Here is a 21,780-nt window from a genome sequence, read left to right on the forward strand (position 1 = left end):
AAGCCGGCTTATAGTATATTATATAGAAATGTAAAATCTAATTAGAATAAGAGTACTGCTGTCTCAGAATATCGATAAAATTATCTGTATTATGGGGTTCTCCAATGGCACGGAATTTCCAGTCACCATTATGACGATACGCTTCAGCAAAAACCATTGCACACATTCCGTTCATACTTGAATCTCCGGAAAGACTGTATTTTGTAATTTCTTTTCCTTTAGCATCCACAGCACGGATAAATGCATTTTCAATCATTCCAAAATGCTGATTGTTGCTTCTCCCCTGATAAATGGTAACAACAAATACAATTTTCTGATAGCTCTGATCCAGCTGATCCAGTTTTACAATGATCTGCTCATCATCTCCATCTCCCGCACCGGTTCTGTTATCTCCCGTCAGCCATATGTTTCCACTCGGATGCTGCATAGAATTGAAGAAAACAACATCTCCCTGATAAAGCCCCATCTGTCTTCCGTCATTCGTCTGTACTGTTCTTCCAAGATTAGCCACTTTCCCGTTACCATCTAAAAGAAAAGCGATAGCATCAAGATCATACTCAGCTTCTTTATTGAATATTTTACCAAAGAAACCTCCTTGCTTTCTTACGTCCCATCCCAAGCCAATCGTCACCTTTGAAAGATCATACACACTTTCTCCACTGTCATTCTTTCTTAGATCTATCGTTTGCCCTTTCTGTAAATTAATTGCCATATCTGTCGTTTTGTGTTATTTGATTTTTATTTGATGATTTGCCCTTTATAGTATTTCTCAAGGAAGAAGCCCAGATCTGCTCTATACCCTATTCCTGAAGCTTCAAATTTCCAGCTTCCGTTTCTTTTATAAAGTCTTCCGAACTCAACTCCTGTTTCAATAGAGAAATCTTCATCCAGTTCATATTTTGCAATTTCCTGGTTTGAATTATTATCCACGACCCTGATATAAGAGTTTCTTACCTGTCCGAAATTCTGTCTTCTTCTTTCGAAATCTTCTATAGTGACCACAAAAAGAATTTCTTCTACTCTTGAATCTACTTTCTCAAGATCGACAACAATAGCCTCATCATCATCTCCATCGCTATTTTTACCATTAGGATCATCCCCGGTATGACTTAAAGCTCCATCCGGAGAATGAAGGTTATTATAAAAAACAAAATACTCTTCGCTTACTAATTTTCTGTCAGCATCGATCATGATTGCAGAAGCATCTAAATCGAAGTCATAACCGGTTCCTTCATTAGGGTCCCAACCTAATCCAATCGTCATTTTCGTCAATCCTATATCGATCTTCTGCCCTTTCTGTAGATTAATTGCCATAGTGTTTTATATTATGATTTATTTTTTGCATTAAGATAGATTTGATTTACGAACTGACCAAATTTATTTCATGAAAAATCATCAAAATACTTCCATTCAGGCTATTTTCTCTTAAGTTTCTAAATTTCCAGTCTTACTGTTCAAAGTTTATTAATGACATCATTGCAGACCGCAGTATACCATAAAAAAGGCTCAATTAAAAAATTGAACCTGATATTTTACAAAATGTATTGTATTAATTTTTAAAATCCTTCTCTGAAGCGGCAATATTTCTTGCTTTCGCCAGCATAGGTATAGAAATCAATCCCATCACAAGCATAATAACAATCTGTAACGGCAGAGAAATAAAGGAATAAGTAAGCCCCATTTCACCACCCAGGTCAGCATTTTTCCCTACCGAAATAAATAGTGCCATAAAACCAAACTTCATTGCCAGGTTATACGCGCCGATTCCTCCACTGGCAGGAATAATCATTCCCAATGTCCCCACAACAATAATGAAGAAACCGTCAGCAGCGCTGAAGCCCGATGTTTCAGGAAGCGCAAAACAGACAAGATAAGCTGCTAGATAATAGCAAACCCAGATTCCTAATGTATAAATGATGAATTTTCCTTTTTCTCTTAGTTTAAAGATAGAAGTGAGCCCCTGAAGAATTCCTTTTCCAAAATTGATAAGTTTCTCTTTTTTATATTTATAAAGAAGGCCTAACCCAATTAAAACCAATATCGCAATAGCAATTTTAACGCATAAATAAAATGAATCAAAATCACTTACTCCCAATTTCATCATTTGCTCTTCAAAAAAGTTAGGAACAAATTCTTCTTTCTCGTCCTTCTTATCCATTACAAAATGATAAAAAGCAAGTATTGCATTAAATTTAAAAATCACTGTTAGAAGTAAAAATCCCATCATACATACAAGATCTACCACTCTTTCCAGAATAATTGTCCCAAAAGATTTATCTACCGGCACTTTTTCCACTCCATATAAAGCAGTAGCTCTCGCCAGCTCACCACTTCTGGGAATGGTAAGGTTCATCAGGTACCCAAATGATATGGACCAAAGAGAATTGGAATTTGAAATACGATGTCCCATTGGTTCCAGCATCAGGTTCCAGCGAATTGCTCTGAACCAGTAAGCAAGGAGCCCAAATACAGAAGCAAACAATACCCAAAGATAATTAGCCTTAGCCAGTGACTGGCTGATCACTTTAAAATCGAGCCCCCTTAAGGCCAGCCATAAAAAAAAGCCTGCAAAAGCAAGCGATATTACTATTGTAAGTATTGATTTTAATGGACTTTTTGATGTTTTCTCCATGTACTAAGTAAGAAGATTTGTTTTTTCGTCCGGGAAAACTATTTTCGGCTGGAAATCTTTTGCTTCCTCCGGAGTCATCTGTGCATACGCAATGATGATGATGATATCATCCCGTTGTACTTTTCTAGCAGCAGGCCCATTCAGACACACTTCCCCCGATTTTCTTTTCCCTTTGATAACGTAGGTATCAAAACGCTCTCCGTTATTTACATTCACAATATAGACCCTTTCTCCCACTACCAATCCGGCAGCTTCAATAAGATCTTCATCTATTGTTATACTTCCTATATAATTAAGGTCAGAGGCTGTAACTCTCACCCTGTGGATTTTAGACTTGAAAACTTCTATTAACATGGTGCAAATTTATTAATAAAAATTAATAAATCAGGTCTTTGTTAGTATTAAAAAACTCCCACCAACACAGGTGTTTAATTTCACAAAACATAAAGAATTTTAATTTTGCTTATAAACTTAATAATCATATGCTTAAAAATATCAATACTTTATATCCAATTTAGGATTTAATAAATACAGTAAATAATATTAAGTTTTTGCTAAAGTCAATAAACATAAGCATTTGGCATGATTTTAGTAACGCGTAACGTAGGTTTTTCGTGAAAACACGAATTATCATATTTTAACTATTTTCAGCGAAAAGCAAAAAAATTATATAAGTTTTAATAAAAAAATTGCACAATTAGAAAATAGTATTATATTTGCTATAATTACGAACTAACTTTAATATTAAAAATTATGAACAAGTCTGAATTAATCGACGCAATCGCAAAAGATGCAGGTATCACTAAAGTTGCAGCAAAAGCCGCTTTAGAATCTTTCATTGGTAACGTAACTACTACTCTAAAGAAAAAAGACGGTAAAGTGTCTTTAGTAGGTTTCGGTACTTTCTCAGTAGCAGAGAGAGCAGCTAGACAAGGTATCAACCCTGCAACTAAGAAACCAATCAAAATTGCGGCTAAAAAAGTTGCTAAATTTAAAGCTGGAGCTGATTTATCTAATGCAGTTTCTGGAGTTAAGAAAAAATAATCATTCAGATTACGAAAATTCAAGGGCTGTTTCTACGAAACGGCCTTTTTTATGCAAAAATTTTAAATCTTTAATCCCAATAAGGATATTTTAAATATTAATTTCAGCTAAGATCACTACAGAACAACAGATTCGATTTACACACTCTATATTCAACCTTCAAGGCAAACTCATAAAATAAAGGTTTAAATCCAACCCTTATAAAAACTAAAATAGTAAGAGAATCTAAGTTTTCGGCTAAAGCTTTTTTGTCTGGAACATAAAATAAACAAAAAAACAAAGCGAGCTAAAAGCCCGCTTCTAATAGTCTTTACTATTTATGTTATAGAAATAAATCTTTAGTAAACAGATGCTAAAAATAACTTTCAGCACTCCATTTTCAACTTGAACTAAAAAAGATTAGGGTGCCAGTCTGGAAACCTCCCAATCGAGCCCATTTAGCCGGTAAATGATCCGATCATGAAGACGGTTGGGTCTTCCCTGCCAAAATTCAATTTCGTAGGGTTTTGCCAGGTATCCACCCCAATTGGCAGGCCTTGGTATCTCACTGTTTTCGTATTCTTTTTCCAGCTCTTTTAATTTTTGCTCCAAAAACTCTCTGTTAGGGATCTCCTGACTTTGCGGAGAAACGACCGCTCCCAACTGGCTGCCTTTTGGTCTTGAGTGAAAATATCCGTCACTTAGATTTTCAGCTATTTTTTCCAGATCAGCTTTGATAATAATCTGCCTTTCCAGGTTGGGCCAGAAAAAATGCAGACAGGCTTTATGGTGGTTTTCTATTGCCTTTCCTTTTTTGCTGTCGTAGTTCGTATAAAAAATAAATCCTTCATGGGTATATGCTTTAAGCAGTACCATTCTGGTCCGTGGACAACCGTCATCTTCCAGAGTAGAAACAGCCATAGCATTAGCTTCCGAGATCATCGGACTCTCACTTGCCTCCAAAAACCAGTCTCTGAATTGCTCAATTGGATTTTGTTTTATCTCACTTTCAATAAGTTGGGATTTCTCGTACACTTTTCTTTTGTCGTGCAGGTTTTCCATAAATATTTTTTATTAAATTTGAGTATGAATCACTCATACAAAGGTAAAATATTAATCTCGACGCCTGACATTTCCGGTGATATTTTTTCCAGATCGGTCGTATTAGTTATTGAACATAATGAAAGCGGTGCATTTGGTTTGATATTAAATAAAAAGAATAGCCAGATGAGTAGTAAATTCAAAGACTTTTTTGATTTTAAAATCGAAGTATACGATGGAGGGCCTGTAGAAAACGACAAGGTATTCTTTATTGTAAAGGGTCCAAAGGTTACCGAAATTTATACAGATATTGCCGATGAGTATTATCTTACAGAAGACATTGAAAACATCATTAATGCTGTTCTGAGCAGTGAGCTGGATATTCAGAACATAAAAATATTTTCAGGGTATTCCGGGTGGTCTCCCAATCAACTGGATACAGAGGTTCAAAAGAAAATGTGGACGGTAGTAGATGTTTACAATCTGGATTATACACTTCCAAACGATCAGACGCTTTGGAAATCAATAATGCAGAATCTGGGTGGAGAATTTCTTCTTTGGGCTAATTCTCCTGAGGATATTTCTCTGAATTAGAAGCCTTTTTGTCAGGATTGATACAATTAACAAACTTTAAGATTTTGTTAACCAATTTTAAAGAAAGTTTTTCCGTTCTTTGGAAAACCAAAACCACTGATATGAAAGGTATTAGACTTTTTGCTTTATCTATTTTTTCTACTGCGTTTTTATCATTTACTCCTCTGAACAAAAAGTATATTGTCATAGATGCTGGTCACGGCGGAAATGATAATGGAGCTGTATATGGTCATGTTACCGAAAAGGAAATTTCATTAAGCATTGCTAAAGAAATTCAAAAGTTTAATGAAAGTCAGGATAAGTATGAAGTGGTTTTAACCAGAGACACGGACATATTCCCTATTCTGTCAGCTAGAACGGCTCAAATTAACAAGCTTAATCCTGAAATGGTCATCTCACTCCATGTGAACAGTTCGGCTCAAAAAGACACCCCTAATAATGGGTGTGAAGTATATGTTCAAAACTCTGAGGTTTCAAAAGAACTTGCCGGAAAGATTTATAAAAAATTCAATGCCCATAAAATAGAGGAAAGTAATTTTCATATTTTAAGAGAGACAAAAGCACCTGCTGTATTGGTAGAACTTGGATTCATCAATAATACAAAAGACAGGGAGTTTCTTACCAGTGAAAAAGGGCAAAAAGAAATCGCACAGAAATTCATTGAAGTAATCAACGAATATAAATAAAGAAACAATTTCTGATTTAATCAGAATAAAACCCGGTAAAGGACTTTTGGAACTTTGTTGTTTACCGGGTTTGTCAATTTTATGAATTAAAGCTGTTTTTCCAGCTTTCTACCAGTTCTAAAAAACGGGAGTTTTCAAAAGTTTTATTTCTTATTTTTCCTACGGAAAATATTCCTTTCTCATCTGAAATCATTAAAATTTCTTCGGCTTTCTGAGATTCAAAAGCAATTATTTCGTGCTCCTGAATATCAGCAAGATTGTTCTTATGTAAAAAAGTAACAAAATTTTCCATTAAGGGAGAGATATAAGCCCCTTCAGTCTGTTTTGGAACTTTAATCACATTGCCTTCCAGAAAAAGAAGATTCCCCGTGGTTGTACGTGCAATCCTTTTATTGGGATTCAAAAGGATTACATCATCTAGGTCATTTTCCTGCGCATAGATTCCTCCGTAGATATTCTCCGGACAATGTACTCTGAGGTTGCTTAAAAGATTATTGTTTACATTAATCTCTTTAATAAGATCAAGTTCCTGCGGTCTCTGATGAACTGCCAACACATCATCCATTTCCACAACTTCATAAAAGTAGGAAATAGTGGATTTTGCCAATGTCAGTCCGTCATTATTCCTAAACACCTGGAAATTGATAATGCCATCCTTCACTCCTTCACCATCAATAATATCTTTTTGAAACAGCAGCTGGAAAAACTCCAGTGTATAAGTCAAAGGAATATTCATTCTCATCTTTCTCATGGAAGCCATCAGGAAAAAATAGCACTCTTCATCCATGATCAATCTACCATTTTTCACAAAGAAAGAAACCTTCACCGAGTCTCCGAAAAGAAAGGCTCTATTCTTTACATTTAATTCGTCTGATGTAAAATATCGATTTTTCAATTTTTGATGTGATTTATTTATAAAAAAATAATGAACGATAAATCGTTCATCAGTTTTATCATTTAATACAGTCCGGCCTTATGCAGCACCCAATTTTATTCTTAGGTTTTCAATAAGATTTTCCCAATACATTGCGTTTTCTTCTTCATCTCCTTCTTCACAGAAATCTGTAATATTCAGAGCTAAATCTTCTGTAATATCATCTATTGTGATAGTCATTTCAAAGAAATTTTTCGTTCCTTCATCTTCTTCCCATCTAAAACGCACGAAACCTTCAGGCTTATATCTGATCAAAGTGGCCTTTTCAGCAGGGCCTCCACCCCAGCTAAAAAAGAAATCATCGCCTTTCTCTGTTACCTCATCCGCAAACCATTCAGACAATCCTTCTGCAGTTGCCAGATATTCGTATAAAATCTCTGATAAACAGTGCATTGGAAATTCGTAATGGACTTTATGTTTCGCCATATAATCTTTGTTTTATCGTCCCGCAATATATAAATTAATTTTTTTATTATGCAAAAAAACAATTAAATTTTTAAATGATCTGCATGATATTTATCACCGGATCCCGATCTGTATTATGTTAAGTCCAAACGTTAAAAAATGCGATGTAAAGCATAAAAAAATCTCTCCGGAACAGAGAGATTTTTTTATTAATTTTCGTTCAGTATATCAAGAATTATTTTGCATCCTTCTCTGATCTCATCCATAGATAATGTAAGAGGCGGTGAGATTCTCAGGTATTCGTTTCTATACAGCTGCCAAAAAACAACAAGCCCGTTTTCCATACATTTTTTAGCAACTTCAAGTGTATATTCAGGTGTTCCGAGATTAACGGCAAGCATCAGCCCTTTTCCATTAATATTTTTAATTTTGGGGTGTACCAGAAGCTCCCTGAACAGTTTTTCCTTTTCGTCTACATCGTTCATCAGTCCGCTTTCCAATACTTCTTTCAAAGTAGCATAGCTGGCCGCTGCAATCAATGGGTTTCCTCCAAAAGTGGTAATATGCCCGAGTTTTGGCGAATGTGACAGACTTTCCATAATTTCTACGGAGCTCATGAAAGCTCCCACAGGAACTCCACCTCCCATTCCTTTTCCCATCACCAGGATATTAGGTACGATTCCAAAATGCTCAAATGAGAATAGCTTTCCTGTTCTTCCAAAACCTGGCTGAATTTCGTCCAGAATCAAAAGAGCTCCTACTTCTTCACATCTCCTTTTAAGTTTGATCAGATAATCATCAGCAGGAACAAGGAATCCGGCAGCTCCCTGAATGGTTTCCAGGATGACACAGGCTGTTTTCTCTGTGATCTTATCAAAATCTTTTTCGTTATTAAATTCAATGAAAGAGACCATCGGTAATAACGGACGAAATTCTCTTTTATGGGTTTCGTTTCCTGAAACGCTCAAAGCACCATGTGTATTCCCATGATAAGAGTTTGTAAAGGAAACAATTTCTTCTCTCCCTGTATATCTCTTGGCCAATTTCAAACTTCCATCAATAGCTTCTGCTCCACTATTGACAAGGTAAGTAACTTCAAGGGGATCAGGAGTAGCTTCTGCAAGCAGTTTACACAATGCGATAGGTTTTTCCTGCGCATATTCACCATATACCATTACGTGAAGATATTTATCTGCCTGCTCTTTGATCGCATTCACGATTTTGGGATGTGAATGTCCCAGTGTATTGGCAGAAACTCCGGCTACAAAGTCGAGATATTTCTTTCCGTCTGTCCCGTAAATATAGCTTCCCTCAGCTTTTTCAACTTCAAAACCTGCTGCAAATTTTGTGGTTTGAGCCTGATATATAAAAAAATCTTTTTGCATTTCCATTGTCTCCAAAAATTTCAGCAAAGCTATAAAAGATTCATTGAACGTTAAAATTAATCCACAAAAAAGACCAGTGATATCTGGTCTTTTTTCATTATTTTCGGGTTCGTTTAGGCTTTTTAGCTTCTTCTTTAGCTCTTTCTTTTTCTACAGCTTCCTGTGCATGATCAAAGAGTTCATTATCTGCTGTATATTTCACTTCTTCGTAATTAGGACTGTCCACCAAAATATCCTGCCATTTTCTGATCCGGTCTTTGGTATTCCAGTTAAAATCAGCAAACTTTCTTCGTGCAGGTTCTATTTTACTCATGGGATAAGTATCTGCAGTAGCTCCTATACTACAAGAAATAATCTGTAAAGCTCTTTCTTCAAATAAAGCACCGATAATTCCACAGGCCGAAAGAGTAATTCCAATTCTTTCCGGTTTTTTAGTTTCCTGATCGGTATCGTCTACATAGACTATCGACTGGGCATTTCCTACGACTCTGGCTTCTTTAATATCATTTTTATCATAATATACCGTCATAAACTTCCCCTTCACCTGATTGAATTCATCTTTCAGATTCAGTGAGTCTACTTTACTGATGGCAAAAGCATTTCCAATAACTCTCAGTGAGTCTATATTTTCGTTCTTGACATTAAAATAAGCTTCTACTTTATCCCCTGTCACTTGCTTTTCTCCACTCCAAAGGATTGGCTTGGTATACATATGCATGATTCCATCTGTTTCATTAAAGGCAATAGAATCTGCTCTTCCCTGTGCATTGGATTTATAAATACGGGCTTTTTTATAGGCTCTTAAATAGCTTTTCTTTACTTTGATATCCAGAGAATCCGGTCTTTGGTAGGAAATAATCTTTTCTGCAGCAAAATAGACGGAGTCTTTCTCCATTATTTTAACAGCATAAGGATTCTTTGTCATCATTGACGAGTCTTTTTTCTCGAAAATTTCTCCGTAGCCTCCTTTAATATACCTCTTTTCCTTAGGATCATCAATGGTTACATTTCCTGTTGCTTTCCCAAAACCGGTAATCTGATTGTAATAAATATCATCTCCGGTAAGGATCTTATCGTTATAGAAAATTTTGGGGTTTTTGGTGAGAAAAGCCTCCTTCGTTTCCATTTTATAAGTTCCTTTTTCGGTGTATACTCTATTCTTAGGATTAGCCCGGTTGGTAATGGTTGAAGGTCCGGAAAAATCTGCAATCTTAGTATTCTGATTCTGTTTGATATTAGGTCCTTCTATGATGTACTGCGGAGTATCGATCTTTACGTTGCCGGTAAGGTCTACTACTCTTGTACTAAGGAAATAAGTCCCTACTTTGGCATAGGTCACATTCTGCCCGTCAGAAATCGTTCCACCAGTATTAAAGTATGCTTGACTTGCAAGTCTGTCATAATACAGAATATCTGTTTTTATAGTTTGCTTGGGGTCAGTAAGGACCACATTTTTTCTGGCAACACCTTTTTGGGTATTGGCATCATATTCCATTTCTCCTGCAGTAATTACAGATCCGTCAGTATTCTGAAGCCTTGTATTGCCGATTGCTTTTACAAAGTTTTCTTCGTTGTATAAAACAACTTCATCAGCCGTGAGTATAGACCCCTGATGCTCAATCTGCACATGACCTGTGAAATATTGATTACCATCATATTTTGCAGGGTCCTTAATGATTTGATCGGCGTTGATAATCTTCACTTTATCTTCCGGTTTCAGTGCTTGCTGCCTGGGCGGTGCAGGGGCCTGTAAATACGGATCTCTCTTCACGGGGGTTTTATCCTGCGCAAAACTTAGCGTGGAAATAAGGATAAACAGAAAAAGGATTTTTCTCATTAATTAGTCATTCTTAGTGCCATAGAAATATAGCGAATGAGAATCAATTTTTACGCCAAATGCTTCTTCAATGGCTTCTTTGATTCCTTGGATTCTTGGGTCGCAGAATTCAATAATTTCTTCAATCTCTTTGTCAGAGTCCTTTTTGTAGATCACCAGGTGATCATGCTGTTTATCAAAATAAGACTTTTCATAAGATGAAGAGGTCAGTGTTTTTTCTCCGAACTGGTGCTTACGGATTAAGCCTGCATCAAGGAAAATCTCAATAGTGTTGTAAATGGTAGCTTTAGAAACATGATATTTCTTCTGCATCATCAGAAGATACAGATCATCTACATTAAAGTGATGATCCATATTATAAATCTCTTCTAATATCGTATATCTTTCAGGTGTGTTTCTAAACCCCTTTTCTAATAAGTAGTTCCTTAGCACGTCCTTGATTAAAGCTATATTTTTTTCTTTTTGTATCGTATCCATTAAAAAAATTATCTACAAATTTATCGATTTTTATTTAAATAGATATTATGGTTAAGTACTATATGACTTAAGAGTTGTGGCGAAAGTACCCTGACTGCTCTATTTTGTTATCATATACAGTAAGCTCTGTAATAGGTGCAGACTCTACTTCAACGTTGTGTGAAGATACTCCCCAAGCCTTAAAGTCATCACTTCCGATATACTTCACAAAGTTGTAAATATTAAGGGTAATCTTTTGTTTTACAGTTAAAAGTATATCGTTGATATAGGTGTTATCTATGATCACATATTTCAGATCCGGTGGTATATCATGGGCTCTTAATGAAGGGTGACTGCTTCTTGAAGGAATAGTCCCGTCAGCCATTAAGTCTTTCAAGACCATATTAAAGTAATCATTGATTCTACGGTCTACTTTAAATCCTAAAAGGAAATTGATTTTATAAACCGTACCCGGTAAAATTTCGTCTACTGTATATCTGAAAGTATAAGGATCTTCCTGGTTTACAATACTTAAAATAAAATAATGATCTGCTCTTTTCGGCTGTTTCTTGATAATGGAATAGATAATTTTAGATTCTACTTCATCGTTTCTTTTTGCTCTGCTCAGGTACGCCAGATTGGTCGCATATTTTGGAATAGTCTCATCCAGCTTCATGTCTTTAAGAATAGATACATATTTTTCTATTTTTACAAACTGGATAAATCTTGTTTTTATTAGTCTTCCGTTATACCACGCATACATAGAAACTCCGATAGAACCTGCTAGTACAACCGTGATCCAACCACCTTCCATGAATTTGATAATATTTGCACTGAAGAAACCTAGCTCTATTGCCATATAAACTAAAGCAAAAAACAATATCAATACCTTGCTTACTCTGTGTTTTAATAACCAGAAAACCAACAGTACAGTGGTCATAAGCATGGTGACAGTAATGGAAAGTCCATATGCTGCTTCCATTTTCCCTGATTCTCTAAAGTGGAGAACTACAATAATACACAAAATCAGAAGTCCCCAATTAATTCTAGGGATATACATCTGCCCTTTAACTCCTGAAGGATAATCAATTTTTTGATTAGGCCATAAGTTAAGAGACATTGCTTCAGAGAAAATTGTAAATGAGCCTGTAATTAAGGCCTGGCTGGCAATAATTGCTGCAGCTGTTGCCAGAATTACCCCTGGTATAATCATCCATTCTTCCATAATCCCAAAGAATGGGTTTACTACTGAAAAACCAGGTTTATTATAATTGGTCAGAAGCCAAGCTCCCTGTCCAAGATAGTTTAGAATAAGCATAACTTTTACAAATGCCCAGCTTACTCTGATATTTCTGGCACCACAGTGTCCTAAATCTGAATAAAGAGCTTCTGCTCCTGTTGTACAAAGGAAAACTGCTCCAAGAATAACAATAGCACTTGGGGAGTTTGCTATAAGTTTGTAAGCATAATAAGGATTGAAAGATCTTAGAATTTCAAAATTCTCACTTAAATGCATGACTCCCAGACCACCTAATACTAAAAACCAGACCACCATAACGGGACCAAAAAACTTCCCGATAAAGCTGGTTCCAAATTGCTGTACCACAAAAATTGCAATCAGAATTCCAATTGTAATAGGGACTACAGGAGTATGTGGATTATAGATCTCAAGACCTTCAATAGCTGACATCACGGTAAGCGACGGGGTAATCACTCCATCTGCTATAAGTGCTGCCGCCCCAATAATAGCAATAAGATACAGCCATCCTTTCTTAAGGTTTCTCACGAGTGAAAACAAGGCCAAAATACCTCCCTCTCCTTTATTATCTGCCCTTAAGGCGATGATCACATATTTAATGGTAGTTTGTAAGGTAAGCGTCCAAATGATACAGGAAAGAGCCCCTTCTATGTATTCATTGAAAGGCATATTACTACCTTGTGATCTTGCATTCACAATCGCTTTCATTACGTAAAGCGGTGATGTCCCGATATCCCCAAAAACAATTCCTAGAGAGACTAAAACTCCAATAAAAGAAAGTTTCTTTATGTCAAAATGATAACCATCTTCTGTAACGTCTGCCATGTCAGCCAATTTATTTTAAACGCGCAAATTTATACTAATTTTATGACGTCAAGAATTATTCTTCATGAATATAATAAATGAAAAAACTTCCTTTCGGAAGTTTTTCTCTATAACTATTTTACGTACATCGCTTTTTTGATTTCCTCTTTTACTTTTTCAAGTTTGGGGAACCATTCTGCAAATAATGCTGCAGAATAAGGTGCAGGTGCATCAGGAGTTGTAATTCTCTTGATAGGCGCATCTAAATAATCAAATGCTTTCTGCTGTACCATGTAAGTAATTTCAGAAGATACAGAACCAAATGGCCAAGCTTCTTCTAAAATAACTAATCTATTTGTTTTCTTCACTGATTCTAAAACAGTATCAAAATCAAGTGGACGAATTGTTCTAAGATCAATAACTTCTACAGAAATTCCTTCTTTAGCCATATCTTCAGCAGCCTGAATAGCCAGCTTCATGATTTTACCGAAAGAAACCAAAGTAACATCTGTACCTTCTCTCTTTATTTCTGCTTTTCCTATTGGTAAGTAATATTCTTCCTCAGGGATTTCCATTTTATCTCCATACATCTGCTCAGACTCCATGAAGATAACCGGATCATTATCCTGAATTGCTGTTTTCAATAATCCTTTTGCATCATAAGGGTTGGAAGGAACAACTACTTTTAATCCAGGACAGTTTGCGAACCAGCTTTCAAATGCCTGAGAGTGTGTAGCTCCCAATTGTCCTGCTGAAGCAGTAGGACCACGGAAAACGATTGGACAGTTCCACTGACCTCCACTCATCTGACGGATTTTTGCTGCATTATTGATAATCTGATCAATTCCTACTAAAGCGAAATTGAATGTCATATACTCTACAATTGGTCTGTTACCGTTCATCGCAGAACCCACAGCAATACCTGTAAAACCAAGCTCAGCAATAGGGGTATCGATCACTCTTTTAGAACCAAATTCATCCAACATTCCTTTTGAAGCTTTATATGCACCATTGTATTCTGCAACTTCCTCCCCCATTAAAAAGATGGATTCGTCTTTACGCATTTCCTCGCTCATTGCCTGTGCAATTACCTCACGAAAAGTATATTCTGCCATATTTATTTGAAAAATTTAGACTACAAAAATAGTGTTTTTTTATTATACACATCATAAAAAGGCTTTTCATTTGAAGGAGAAGTTTCAATATTAATAATATTTCAAACATGAATATTTTGTGAATGAGAAAACCGGAAGCCAGAAGAAGGAATCTAACGAAGCATAAATAAACGCTAAAATCCATTTCCATTAAATTATTAATTTTCTTCCTGACTCTTCAACTCTTTATAATTTTTTCTGAGATCGTGCAAAATTTTTCCATAGGTCTTTTTATATATTAAATACAGAAGAGACAATCCTATGACAAGAAAAATCCCAAAGACAATATAATTCCCTATTACAGGGTGAAGTTGCCCGGGGTCAGCAGGTGCTGCATTCATGTGGTGTCTTGTATTCCATCCATCTGTAAATCCGGCCATAAAATCTCTTGTATTATGATCAAAATGAATGATCCCATCAATGGCAGCTAAAAACAAAGAAAGTCCTGCATACCCTAAAATTAGCGTTCTCAGATTCAAAATATTTTTCATCAGACCGATGCTATCCTGTGCGGTTTTCATTTTGCGGAACAAGATGATTATAATTCCTGTAAAAACTAAAAACATTCCTACTCTTTCGAAAAGAAACTGTTTGTTCAGATACCCATACAAAGTCCATAAGATTACTTCAAGTATTCCGATCAGTAATAAGGTTTTTGTGATGGAAACCGATTGGTATCGTATCATTGTATAAATTTCTTTTTCGGAATATTCTTTGAAATCATCTGATTCCTTATTCCAGTCCTTCTTCAGTAATTCTAATTCTTCCATATTATTTTGTGCTTATTTGGGCTTTTAAATTATTTTTTGCTCTGTTCATCTTTACTCTAGCATTTCCTTCTGTTATTCCGAGAATCTCCCCTATTTCTTTGTAAGGTTTATCTTCCAAATACATCATGATGAGCGCTTTTTCTATGTCAGACATTTCGTAGATGGCTTTATACATTCTTTTAAGCTTATACTCATCCTCTTCATAAGCTTCATATTCTATTGTAAGAGAAATCCTGTCAAATTCTACCGTCTGCATTGCTTTTCTTCTGGGATTTCTGAATAATGTAATAGCAGTATTCAATGCTACACGGTACATCCATGTAGAAAATTTAGCTTGTCCTTTAAATCCCGGAAAAGATTTCCATAACTGAATGGTGATCTCCTGAAAAAGATCTTCATGATCTTCAGCATTATCGGTATATATTTTACATATTTTGTGAATAAGTCTTTGATTGGGCTTAAAAAACTCCACAAATTTCTTCTCTTGTTCTATGCTCATATTACATAAGTGGGGAGATTTTATTTTCGTTACAATATTTTTCAAAAAAACGGCATCTCATTTCTGAAATGCCGTTTTAAAATTCTATTTAAACTTAGATTAATTAACTCTATCCCACACTTGGGTTCTTCCCAATAAAGACAGTCCTAAGTAGCCTCTTACATTTAGCTTATCTCCGCTTCTGGTAATGGTACATTTATACGTTTTTCCTGTTTTAGGGTCTGTAATGGTTCCCCCTGTGAACTCATCTTTCTCCTTGGTAAGCCCTCTGATGATTTCCAAACCTAAAATTGGTTTTCCTTTTCTGTCATCCTTACAAACTGTACAATTCGGATCAGCCGGCTTTATCAGTAATTGAGAAACTTTCCCATAATATTTCCCGTCCGATTTTTTAAAAATCTCCACAATAGATTTTGCCTGTTTTGTTTCATCATCTATTGTTTTCCACTTCCCTTCGATCTGTGCAAACGTAAGCACACTAAATAGGGACAGCGCGAATGTTAACAATATTTTTTTCATATTTCTTATAGTTTTAATTTTAATATAATATTCTTTCCTACGTATTGATAAAAATATAAATTAATTTTCAACAAACAAAAACTTTTATTATACAAAGCATAAAGTGAAGAATATTTAGGAAATAAAAAAATGAAATCTTTTGTTATTTCATTTTTTTATTTTTTTGGCTTAGTTAGCTTTAATTTAATTTCCTGTTGATCACTCTGTGCATATAGTCCTGATACCAAGCCTTTGCCGTCTGCTTGCCTTTTTCTACTTCAGGCGTTTTAAGTTGATTAATCAGATTCTTTTCGAGGCCAAGATCTGCCTGATCATATACTCCGATGACCTCTTTACCATCAAAACGGTAAATATAGTTTCCGATCATAAACTGTTCTGTGCTTCCATCTGAGTTAACAACGATAAAAGGGTATTTTTTATCGCTCACCAGACTTCTTCCCCAGCTTCTGATAGGTTTGTTGTACCCGACAAGATCGGCCAATGTAGGGTAGATATCTATCTGTTGTGCTATTTCAGGATTCACTCCTTTAAGCTGATAGGCAGGGTTGGGAGAATAGAAAATCAATGGAACGGCAAATCTGTTCATTGCTTTTTCATATTCAGGATAGTATATCTGATTCGTATGATCGCCTGTAAATACAAAGATTGTATTGTTAAACCAAGGCTGCTTTTTAGCCGTTTCAAAATATTTTTTGATCGCATAATCCGTGTACTGGATAGGCTCATGCATTTCTATTTTCCCTTTTTTAAATTTCCCGGAATATTTCTCCGGAATTTTAAATGGATGATGTGAAGAAGCTGTAAACACTGTTGTCATAAAAGGCTGCTTCTTTCCTACGTTTTTCGCAAAATACTGAAGAAACGGTTCGTCCCAGATCGCCCACATCCCGTCAAAATCCTCATCATGATTGTATTCTGTCTTTCCGAAATAATGTTTGAAACCTAAGATATTTCCAAAGCCAAGGAATCCCATAGAACCATTGGGTGCGCCATGATAAAAAGAAGTATCATACCCCAGATCATTACAAACAGAAACTATAGACTGGATTTTCTGATTAGAATAAGGAGATCCGGTAAATGCATCTGTAAGACTGGGAATCCCGGCCAACACACTGCTCATTCCATGAATAGACTGTCTCCCATTCGCAAAAGCATTTGGAAAAATAAGACTCTGACCCGCCAGACTATCCATAAACGGAGTATAGGAAACGTAATCTTTAATATTTTTATCTTTATTGAAAGCCCCGGAATATTCTCTACCGAAAGATTCTACAATGAAAATAACGATATTGGGACGGTTTTCAACTTTTCTGTCATAGACTTTATAAGGCTGTACATTTTCATTAATAAATTTTTCATCTACAAAGTGTACTTCTTTAAAATTATTGGTATTCAAAGTCCTGAAAAAAGAAAACGTACTGTTAAGAACAATATTTCCCTGAAGCGGATTTTCTACAAAACGGGTAGCATCCACCATATTAATAGGTCTTGTGCTATGCTTAAAATCCCCACGGATCCCCCCACAACCAATACCACTGTTATACATAAGGTAAGTATAGAGTAAAGAAAATAAGGAAGTAATTTAGAAGGGTTTGTTTCGTGTACTTTTACTTTTTTATAAAGGAAAACCCATATAATCATCAAAACAATATACCAAACCAGAACAAATGGATGTTGCCCGATAGAGATCATTAATGTTTTAGACACATTGGATTCATGTTCTGCCACCTGAAATACTGCTGAAGTAAGTCTTGCCTGTGAGAATTTATAGTAAATAAAATCTCCGAAATTCATAGCATATGCAAGTCCATTGGTGATAAAATAAACCCAGAAAAGAATTTTCTGATATCCTTTCTTCGTATTCACTACCAAAGGCAGAAGACTGAGAAGAATAAACAATGAATTGACATATAAAATAGCCGTCGTATCGAAAGCCGTACCATGATAAGCAAGCTTTATATAGTCTGTAACAGAATCAACTTTTATCAGATCTTTATTAAAATACCAGAATAAAAGCCTCGAAATCTGATAAAAAACATATACTAAAAAAATCCTGTACAACAATGCCAGAACTTCCTGTTTTCTAAATCCTTTTAAAAATTTCATATGGCAAATTTACATCAAAATCATTTTAATACATTTTTTAGTTCAGATTATTTCGAGTTAGAATTTTTAAAAACTGTAATTTTGTGGTTATGGATTTTATAAAAAATAATCTGGCCAATGCCTTGACCCTTGCTAATTTATTTGCAGGATGTGTGGGTGCAATACACCTTATTTTAGGAGATTATCAGACTACGGCGATCTGCCTTGTTCTGTCTTCTGTCTTTGATTTTTTTGACGGTTTTGTAGCCAGAGCTTTAAAATCAAATTCCAACCTTGGGCTTCAGCTTGATTCTCTTGCTGATATGGTGAGCTTCGGATTAATTCCCGGACTTGTCATGTACAAAGCACTTGAACCATTTGGCAGTGACTTATCAGGACTTCATCTTCCGTTTGAAATTAAATATTTCGGGTTAGTAGTGACTACATTCTCTTGTTTAAGACTCGCAATTTTTAACCTTGATGAGGAACAGCGTTATTATTTTAAAGGACTGAATACACCTACCAATACAGTTCTTCTTTTCGGATTGTATTATGCTTTCAAAGAAACCGGAGCCTTCAGCTTTTTATTTGACAGCGAATTGCTGCTGATTCTGCTTACTATTATTACCTCATGGCTTCTGATCAGCCCTGTCAAAATGATGGCAATGAAGTTTAAATCCAAGCAATTAAAAGACAATTATCCAAAAATAGTACTGCTTGTTGGCGGTATTGCCATTCTTGCTCTATTTCAGATTGTAGGAATTCCGATGCTTGTTATTTATTATATATTCGTATCAATGATATTTCAGGGACAGTTGAAATAGAAATTATATAAACTCTTCAGAGATATTGGTGAATGCATTATCTCATTTTTCGAATAAACACATTTTCAAATTATTAATTATCAACATGAATTTAAAACTCTATAAACCACTTTGTATTTTCGATCTTGAAACAACCGGAACAAACATCGGAAAAGACAGAATTGTTGAAATCTGTATTTTAAAGGTAAATCCTGATGCTTCCAGAGAAAGCAAGACATGGCGTATCAATCCTGAAATGTCTATTCCCAAAGAAAGCAGTGAGATCCACGGAATTTATGATGAAGATGTAAAAGATGCTCCTACTTTCAGGGATATTGCCTCTAAGGTAATGGATATGATTTCGGGAAGTGATCTTGGTGGTTTTAATTCCAACAGATTTGATGTTCCGCTTTTAGCTGAAGAACTTTTAAGAGTAGGAATGGATTTTGATCTAAGTAAGTTCAGATTGGTGGATGCGCAAACTATTTTCCATAAGAAAGAGCCTAGAAATCTTGGGGCCGCTTATCAGTTTTATTGTGGAAAAACATTGGAAAATGCACATTCAGCAGAAGCTGATGTAATGGCAACGTTTGAAGTACTGGATGCACAGGTAGGAAAATATGAAGATATTCCTAACGAAATTGCGCCATTAAGTGAGTTCACTTTCCATAATAAAAATGCTGACCTTGCAGGATTTATCGGGTATAATGATAAAATGGAAGAGGTTTTCAATTTTGGAAAGTATAAAGGTCAGGGGGTAAAAGCGGTATTCCAAAAAGATTTGGGTTACTTCGGGTGGCTTCAGAATGCTGATTTCCCTTTGTACACGAAGAAAGTATTTACAAAGATTCAATTGACCGGTAAATTTTAAAAGATGTCTGAACTGATTCGTTTTAAGTTTTATGAAACTGCCCTTGAAGCCAACAGGGACAAACAGATATTGGCTGAAAACGGAATCAACAGCTTTATTGCCAATGAACAGCTGATCCAGTCTGACTGGCTGCTTTCGCAAGCTGTAGGAGGAATTCAGCTGCAGGTTTTTGAGGAGGATGTGGAAAAAGCCAATCTGGCCCTCCAGAACTATAAAGACAATGAGCAATATTCATTGGAAGTGGAACACACCATTGAGGATCCGGAGTTTGATTTTGTATGCCCGAAATGTGGTTCCAATCATATTTACAGGGATGACAAAGCTACCAGTTTCTTTGGTATTTCATTTCTGACGAGTCATAAGTTTATCTGCTATTATTGCGGAAATGAATTTAATCATTCATAAACGTTAAGGTCCTTTTGGATGACTGGGTCTAAGAAATTTTAAGAATTATGACTTCAACCCCAGCCCCGATTGCAGCGGCATCCTTTTGTGCAACGCAGTGGAACAAAAGATATAGCGGAAAGCGGGAAATAGCTTCAAAAAAAGTAATTAAATTTGCAAGATTCGTTTGTTTCTTGCCATGATATAAATAAGAAATATGAAAATAATCTGTATAGGACGAAACTACAGTGAGCACGCAAAAGAATTAGGAAATGAAATTCCTGAAAATCCTGTTATTTTCATGAAACCGGACACAGCGGTTTTAAAAGGGAATGATTTTTATATTCCGGAATTTTCAAATGACATCCACTATGAACTGGAAGTAGTATTGAAAGTATCAAAAGGAGGAAAGTATATTCAGAAAGACACAGCTCATAAGCATTATGAGGAGCTTAGTCTGGGAATAGATTTCACCGCAAGAGATCTGCAGAGTGAGCTGAAATCAAAAGGGCTTCCATGGGAACTTGCCAAAGGCTTTGACGGCTCTGCGGTTGTAGGCAATTTCTTTAAAAAAGAAAACTACAATGCTGAAAATATTCATTTTTCATTGTTGAAAAACAAAGAAAAGGTACAGGATGGCAATACAAAAGATATGTTATTTCATTTCGATGACATCATCGCATTTGCTTCTCAGTATTTCACACTAAGAGTAGGTGATCTTATTTTTACAGGAACTCCAAAAGGGGTTGGAAAAGTGGAAGAAAATGACATTCTTGAAGCTTATCTTGAAGAAGAAAAAATCCTTGATGTCCGAATATTATAAGTTATTAACATAAAAGTCCAACAATTTTTTCATATCTTTAGGTAACAAAATGAAGGTTATGATAAATATTGTGTTGCCCGTAGATTTTGGGGATAAAACAGAGCAATTGGTGGAAGGTGCCATAAAATTTGCAAAACAGCTCAACGGAAGAATTTATCTGATTCATGTAGCTCCATCAGATATCGGCTTTGCCATTGGGGATATGGGATTTCAATATTTTCCGGAAGTAGAAGCGAACGAAATCAGAGAGGAGCTGGTTCAGCTGAATAAGATTGAACAAAGAATTATCACTCATAATATAGATTGTGAACACCTGCTGAAACAGGGGCTTGCCAAAGACATTATTCTGGAGCATGCCGAAGCAAAAAATGCAGACTATATCGTCATGGGATCACACGGCAGAAGCGGAATTTATGATGTATTTGTAGGAAGCCTTACAAAAGGGATTACAAAGAGTTCAAAAATCCCTGTGCTGGTATTACCCATCCACGAATAAACAAAAGAAAATTTTAATCGTTAGTAATAAAAAAGCCGATCAAATAAATTATTTGATCGGCTTTTTACTATATAACCAATTAATTAACCTTCTTTTTTATAGATTTTCGGATCATAGTAAGGGTTCTTACCTTCCGTAGGAGAATAATAGTCTTTATCTTTGTCTCCACCTAGTTTTGCCACTAATACGTAGCACCAGTATGTAAACAATACACAACAAACGGTAAATAGAATCCAGTTTAACACATTTCCAAAGGTATCATAGAAACCAAAAGACCATTTGAAAACTTTGCTTAAGAATAGAAAGAAAGACGTCATTATT

At 35.5% G+C, this 21,780-nt stretch carries 24 protein-coding genes and 1 pseudogene; 8 read left to right on the forward strand and 17 right to left on the reverse strand.

Annotated features, from left to right (window positions below; genetic code table 11):
- Positions 1–37: 37 nt before the first annotated feature.
- From LF887_RS19075 to panD, 4 genes are all read right to left on the reverse strand, one after another.
- Entirely contained in the window at positions 38–712 is a 675-nt protein-coding gene (locus LF887_RS19075; RefSeq protein ID WP_236855836.1) for a TerD family protein, read from the reverse strand.
- 26 nt (positions 713–738) lie between these two features.
- Complete coding sequence (locus LF887_RS19080) at positions 739–1,314, reverse strand: TerD family protein (RefSeq protein ID WP_236855837.1); 576 nt, start codon at positions 1,312–1,314, stop codon at positions 739–741.
- Between the two features lie 235 nt (positions 1,315–1,549).
- Positions 1,550–2,632 carry a lysylphosphatidylglycerol synthase transmembrane domain-containing protein gene (locus LF887_RS19085; protein WP_236855838.1) on the reverse strand — a complete coding sequence of 361 codons (1,083 nt, stop codon included), beginning with the start codon at positions 2,630–2,632 and terminating at the stop codon, positions 1,550–1,552.
- Positions 2,633–2,635: 3 nt separating this feature from the next.
- A complete protein-coding gene (gene panD, locus LF887_RS19090; RefSeq protein WP_029294648.1) occupies positions 2,636–2,986 on the reverse strand; it encodes an aspartate 1-decarboxylase in 351 nt (116 codons plus the stop codon).
- Between the two features lie 399 nt (positions 2,987–3,385).
- Here panD and LF887_RS19095 point away from each other — a divergent pair, with 399 nt between their 5' ends.
- Positions 3,386–3,676, forward strand: a complete 291-nt coding sequence (locus LF887_RS19095) for an HU family DNA-binding protein (protein ID WP_034748416.1) — start codon at positions 3,386–3,388, stop codon at positions 3,674–3,676.
- Between the two features lie 399 nt (positions 3,677–4,075).
- Here the strand turns inward: LF887_RS19095 and pdxH are convergent, their stop codons facing one another.
- A complete protein-coding gene (pdxH, locus tag LF887_RS19100; protein WP_236855839.1) occupies positions 4,076–4,717 on the reverse strand; it encodes a pyridoxamine 5'-phosphate oxidase in 642 nt (213 codons plus the stop codon).
- A gap of 24 nt (positions 4,718–4,741) precedes the next feature.
- On the opposite strand from pdxH, the gene LF887_RS19105 reads away from it, so the two are divergent.
- Positions 4,742–5,290 carry a YqgE/AlgH family protein gene (locus LF887_RS19105; protein ID WP_236855840.1) on the forward strand — a complete coding sequence of 183 codons (549 nt, stop codon included), beginning with the start codon at positions 4,742–4,744 and terminating at the stop codon, positions 5,288–5,290.
- A gap of 101 nt (positions 5,291–5,391) precedes the next feature.
- Entirely contained in the window at positions 5,392–5,976 is a 585-nt protein-coding gene (locus tag LF887_RS19110) for an N-acetylmuramoyl-L-alanine amidase (RefSeq protein WP_236855841.1), read from the forward strand.
- A gap of 79 nt (positions 5,977–6,055) precedes the next feature.
- Here the strand turns inward: LF887_RS19110 and LF887_RS19115 are convergent, their stop codons facing one another.
- The 11 genes and pseudogenes from LF887_RS19115 to LF887_RS19165 form a co-directional block, all read right to left on the reverse strand.
- On the reverse strand, positions 6,056–6,871 hold the full coding sequence (locus LF887_RS19115) for an aminotransferase class IV (protein WP_236855842.1): 816 nt from the start codon (positions 6,869–6,871) through the stop codon (positions 6,056–6,058).
- 78 nt (positions 6,872–6,949) lie between these two features.
- Positions 6,950–7,336 carry an START-like domain-containing protein gene (locus LF887_RS19120; protein ID WP_034696870.1) on the reverse strand — a complete coding sequence of 129 codons (387 nt, stop codon included), beginning with the start codon at positions 7,334–7,336 and terminating at the stop codon, positions 6,950–6,952.
- 188 nt (positions 7,337–7,524) lie between these two features.
- On the reverse strand, positions 7,525–8,700 hold the full coding sequence (locus LF887_RS19125; protein ID WP_236859527.1) for an aspartate aminotransferase family protein: 1,176 nt from the start codon (positions 8,698–8,700) through the stop codon (positions 7,525–7,527).
- A gap of 97 nt (positions 8,701–8,797) precedes the next feature.
- Positions 8,798–10,537, reverse strand: a complete 1,740-nt coding sequence (locus tag LF887_RS19130; protein ID WP_236855843.1) for an OstA-like protein — start codon at positions 10,535–10,537, stop codon at positions 8,798–8,800.
- A gap of 3 nt (positions 10,538–10,540) precedes the next feature.
- On the reverse strand, positions 10,541–11,014 hold the full coding sequence (locus LF887_RS19135) for a Fur family transcriptional regulator (RefSeq protein WP_002976876.1): 474 nt from the start codon (positions 11,012–11,014) through the stop codon (positions 10,541–10,543).
- A gap of 67 nt (positions 11,015–11,081) precedes the next feature.
- Entirely contained in the window at positions 11,082–13,076 is a 1,995-nt protein-coding gene (locus LF887_RS19140) for a KUP/HAK/KT family potassium transporter (RefSeq protein ID WP_236855844.1), read from the reverse strand.
- A 113-nt stretch (positions 13,077–13,189) separates the two neighbouring features.
- Positions 13,190–14,170, reverse strand: coding sequence for a pyruvate dehydrogenase complex E1 component subunit beta (locus LF887_RS19145; protein ID WP_236855845.1), 981 nt, complete (start codon positions 14,168–14,170; stop codon positions 13,190–13,192).
- Between the two features lie 197 nt (positions 14,171–14,367).
- Positions 14,368–14,979 carry a hypothetical protein gene (locus LF887_RS19150; protein ID WP_236855846.1) on the reverse strand — a complete coding sequence of 204 codons (612 nt, stop codon included), beginning with the start codon at positions 14,977–14,979 and terminating at the stop codon, positions 14,368–14,370.
- Position 14,980: 1 nt separating this feature from the next.
- Positions 14,981–15,478 (reverse strand): RNA polymerase sigma factor, encoded by a 498-nt coding sequence (locus LF887_RS19155; protein WP_236855847.1) that lies wholly within the window; start codon positions 15,476–15,478, stop codon positions 14,981–14,983.
- A gap of 99 nt (positions 15,479–15,577) precedes the next feature.
- The gene (locus tag LF887_RS19160; protein WP_236855848.1) at positions 15,578–15,997 is read right to left on the reverse strand and encodes a DUF2147 domain-containing protein; all 420 of its coding nucleotides are present in this window, start codon (positions 15,995–15,997) and stop codon (positions 15,578–15,580) included.
- 178 nt (positions 15,998–16,175) lie between these two features.
- Positions 16,176–18,103: pseudogene (locus LF887_RS19165) on the reverse strand (LTA synthase family protein).
- An 89-nt stretch (positions 18,104–18,192) separates the two neighbouring features.
- On the opposite strand from LF887_RS19165, the gene LF887_RS19170 reads away from it, so the two are divergent.
- From LF887_RS19170 to LF887_RS19190, 5 genes are all read left to right on the forward strand, one after another.
- Positions 18,193–18,906: a CDP-alcohol phosphatidyltransferase family protein gene (locus LF887_RS19170; RefSeq protein ID WP_236855849.1), complete on the forward strand. Its 714-nt coding sequence runs from the start codon at positions 18,193–18,195 to the stop codon at positions 18,904–18,906.
- An 85-nt stretch (positions 18,907–18,991) separates the two neighbouring features.
- Complete coding sequence (locus LF887_RS19175; RefSeq protein ID WP_236855850.1) at positions 18,992–19,756, forward strand: 3'-5' exonuclease; 765 nt, start codon at positions 18,992–18,994, stop codon at positions 19,754–19,756.
- Between the two features lie 3 nt (positions 19,757–19,759).
- Complete coding sequence (locus LF887_RS19180; RefSeq protein ID WP_236855851.1) at positions 19,760–20,161, forward strand: putative signal transducing protein; 402 nt, start codon at positions 19,760–19,762, stop codon at positions 20,159–20,161.
- A 196-nt stretch (positions 20,162–20,357) separates the two neighbouring features.
- Positions 20,358–20,963 carry a fumarylacetoacetate hydrolase family protein gene (locus LF887_RS19185; RefSeq protein WP_236855852.1) on the forward strand — a complete coding sequence of 202 codons (606 nt, stop codon included), beginning with the start codon at positions 20,358–20,360 and terminating at the stop codon, positions 20,961–20,963.
- 58 nt (positions 20,964–21,021) lie between these two features.
- A complete protein-coding gene (locus LF887_RS19190; protein ID WP_236855853.1) occupies positions 21,022–21,459 on the forward strand; it encodes a universal stress protein in 438 nt (145 codons plus the stop codon).
- A gap of 83 nt (positions 21,460–21,542) precedes the next feature.
- On the opposite strand, the gene LF887_RS19195 is transcribed toward LF887_RS19190, so the two are convergent.
- A complete protein-coding gene (locus LF887_RS19195) occupies positions 21,543–21,776 on the reverse strand; it encodes a DUF6341 family protein (RefSeq protein WP_236855854.1) in 234 nt (77 codons plus the stop codon).
- Between the last annotated feature and the right edge of the window lie 4 nt (positions 21,777–21,780).

Origin of the sequence: Chryseobacterium sp. MEBOG06, from assembly GCF_021869765.1 — a bacterium.
Classification (GTDB): Bacteria; Bacteroidota; Bacteroidia; order Flavobacteriales; family Weeksellaceae; genus Chryseobacterium.